3 protein-coding genes are annotated in these 2,728 nt (G+C 72.8%); 1 reads left to right on the forward strand and 2 read right to left on the reverse strand.

The features are described 5' to 3' along the window. Positions 1-30 precede the first annotated feature (30 nt). Positions 31-243, forward strand: coding sequence for a hypothetical protein (locus tag ACFXBC_RS34955; protein ID WP_385034132.1), 213 nt, complete (start codon positions 31-33; stop codon positions 241-243). On the opposite strand, the gene ACFXBC_RS34960 is transcribed toward ACFXBC_RS34955, so the two are convergent. Together ACFXBC_RS34960 and ACFXBC_RS34965 are read right to left on the reverse strand one after the other, a co-directional pair. After that, positions 153-569: a hypothetical protein gene (locus tag ACFXBC_RS34960; RefSeq protein WP_385034126.1), complete on the reverse strand. Its 417-nt coding sequence runs from the start codon at positions 567-569 to the stop codon at positions 153-155. The genes ACFXBC_RS34955 and ACFXBC_RS34960 overlap by 91 nt on opposite strands. Positions 570-759: 190 nt before the next feature. Next, a complete protein-coding gene (locus tag ACFXBC_RS34965; RefSeq protein ID WP_385034129.1) occupies positions 760-2,295 on the reverse strand; it encodes a PAS domain-containing protein in 1,536 nt (511 codons plus the stop codon). Between the last annotated feature and the right edge of the window lie 433 nt (positions 2,296-2,728).

Consider the following 2,728-nt stretch of genomic DNA (forward strand, 5'->3'; position numbering starts at 1 on the left):
TTCGTGTTGTGGGCCCGTCTGGTGGTTGCGGTGTTGTTGTTTGGCGCCCGGCGCCTGGCGTCGGCGGCCCGGCGTGGGGGGCCTGGCGTCCGAGGAGAGCGTGCGGCCGCGCGGGCGGCGCCGGAACGGTGCCACCGCCCGGCCGGGCTGGTTCAGCGCTCGATCAGGTCCACGCACGCGGTGTGGGACGAGCCCTTGAAGCGGGCGCAGAGCTTCCCGTCGTACATCTGCCTCTCGGGGTAGTACGAGGCCACGATCTGTCCGTTCTTCTGGCGGTGGGCCGTGAGCTTGTGGGTCCAGCCCTTGTGGCCCGCCGCGCCCGGCTCGGTGAGATAGACCGTGGCCGACTTCCTGGACTTCGACGGGTTCGTCCAGGAAGCGTATACGTGGCCCGGGTTCGTGGACCCCGACCTGCCCGTGGTCGAGATACAGATCTGCGGCCCGGACCAGTCGTGCGAGCACGAGGAGGCTGCGGCCGCCGCCCCCGGTGCCATTGCGACGGCACCGGCGAGCAGAGCGGCTCCGGTCACGGCCACGGCAGCGAGTCGGCGCGCTGCGATCTTCTTCATTGTTTCTCCCGTTGGCGGCCTGCGAACGCGGCCGCATCGTCGTACGGCCGGCCACACCCCCGTGACCGGCGACAGGAGCTTATCGATCTACGCACCTGACAGAGGCGGGTGTTTCAGCCTCTTCACTCCGTGGGCCACACCTCTCCACCGACTTCCCCGGGCCCGTCTCCGGAGCGAACGTTTCCGCGGTTCAGTACGGGCGGGGCGCCCCGCCCAGCGCCTGCGCCAGGTCGATCGCGGAAGCCACCCGTACGGCGACGCTCTCCGCGTACACCGCGTCGGGCCGTTCGAAGGCGAGGCGGCTCGCCCCGCGCAGGAAGGTGACGACGCCCAGCGTCCGCCCCCGGCTCCGCAGCACCGTGCACAGCGCGTGCACCGTGCCGGGCGGCCACTGCCGCTGCGCCGCCCACGCCTCCGCCGCGTCCCCGGCCGTCCCGTCCGCCGGAGCGGGCCGGGAGGAGGCAGCCGCGCTGGTCCTTACCGCTCCGCTCCTGGCCACCGCCTGGAGTGCGGGATGACCGGCCCGGTAGCGCACCGGCAGCGCGGCGCCCGCCACCGGCAGGCACGGCCCGGAGGCACCCGCGGACGGGGTCTCGGCCACCCGTACCAGCCGCGCGGCCTGCGGCTCGGCGGCAGCGCCCGGCGGCGGGGGCGGTGCCTGCACGGATATGTCGATCAGTGCGTGGTCCGCGAAACCGGCCAGCGCGAAGTCCAGATACGACGTCGCCGCCTCCATCGGGTCCTCGCACTCGGCGGCGGCCCGCGAGGCGCGGTGCAGCTGGTTGCCCCGGAAGCGGAGCTGGTTCGCCTCCTGTTCGGCCTCCCGGGCCGCTGTGATGTCCCGGAACAGCCAGCCGACGCCGAGCGGAACGGGCTCCTCCGCGAGTGGTGAGGCCAGCCGTACGAATCCGCTGCGCAAGCAGCGCCGGCGCTCGCCCTCCGCGGTCCGCAGCGTCACCCACATCTCGGCGGGCGCGGACAGCGCGCCTTCGGCCAGTACGTGCTGGAGCGCGCCCTCCAGCTCCTCGACGCCCTGCACGATCAGATCGCCCAGCGGGCGCCCGAGCAGGGTGGTGCGGCCCGTGGAGAGCGCCCGCGCGGCATGGGCGTTGACGACGGTCGGCCGCAGATCGACGTCGACCAGGACGACCCCCCAGGAGGCGTCGTCGAACAGGGCCTCGCTGAGCGCGATCGCCCGTTCCAGATCGATCTGCGCGTGGACCTCGCTGAACGCGCAGTACACCCCGGCGGGAGCGCCGTCCGGTCCGTGTACGCCGGAGGTCTGGGTCCGTACGAGCACCCGCCCGCCGTCCTTGCGCAGCAGCGCGAACTCGTGGACCCGGCGGCCCGGACCGTGCATCGCCGCCATCAGCCGGGCCTGCACCTCCTCGGCGTCCGCGGTCCGTACCGCCCAGTCCGCGAAGCCGGTACGGCCGACCGCCTCGTCAGCCGACCAGCCGAGGATCCGCTCGGCCTCGCGGTTCCAGTGCGTGATCACGCCGTCCGCGTCGAACGCGCAGAGCGCGGCGTCCATCCCGTCCAGCAGCGCGGCGAGCAGATCGGAGCCAGGGCCGCCCGGGTCATCGCCGGGCCCACCGGCCCCACCGGCGCCGCCGGGCTCGGGCGGCACACCGGGCGCTGGAGCCCCGCCCGCCCCCGACGCCCCACCGGGCTCGGGCTCATCGGGCCCCAGCGCACTGGTCGCCTCGATCCGGGACCCACTCATCCGGAACCCCCAACAGGACGTGTCCACTGCATGTACTGCGTGTACCGCACGTCCGGTCATTCAACGCGAAGGTGATGCAGCCCACACTCCATTCACCGAAAAACGTGCGCACGGAGGTCACCGAAGCCGGAGAGCTCCGGGGAAGTCACCGAACAAGAAGTCACCGAATAAATCGGTTGAGACTCGGCGGAGCCGTGCCTAACGTGGGATGCACGCTGGAAAGGAGGTGGTTCGGAAGTGATTTCTTCTCGGACTTGCGAGGTGGCTGCGGGCTGACGGCCCGTCGTCGCACTCTGTGCAGTGCCGGCTGACCGCCGGCCGAAATCCCAAGCAGTCACCGACCCGCGGGCGCGCCCGGGATTGAGGCCCCGCGCCCCCCCACCCGGCCACAAAAACCCCCCGGGTGTGGGGTGCCCGCCCCCCGGGCGCCCCG

Origin of the sequence: Streptomyces sp. NPDC059398 (assembly GCF_042751845.1) — a bacterium.
GTDB lineage: Bacteria > Actinomycetota > Actinomycetes > Streptomycetales > Streptomycetaceae > Streptomyces.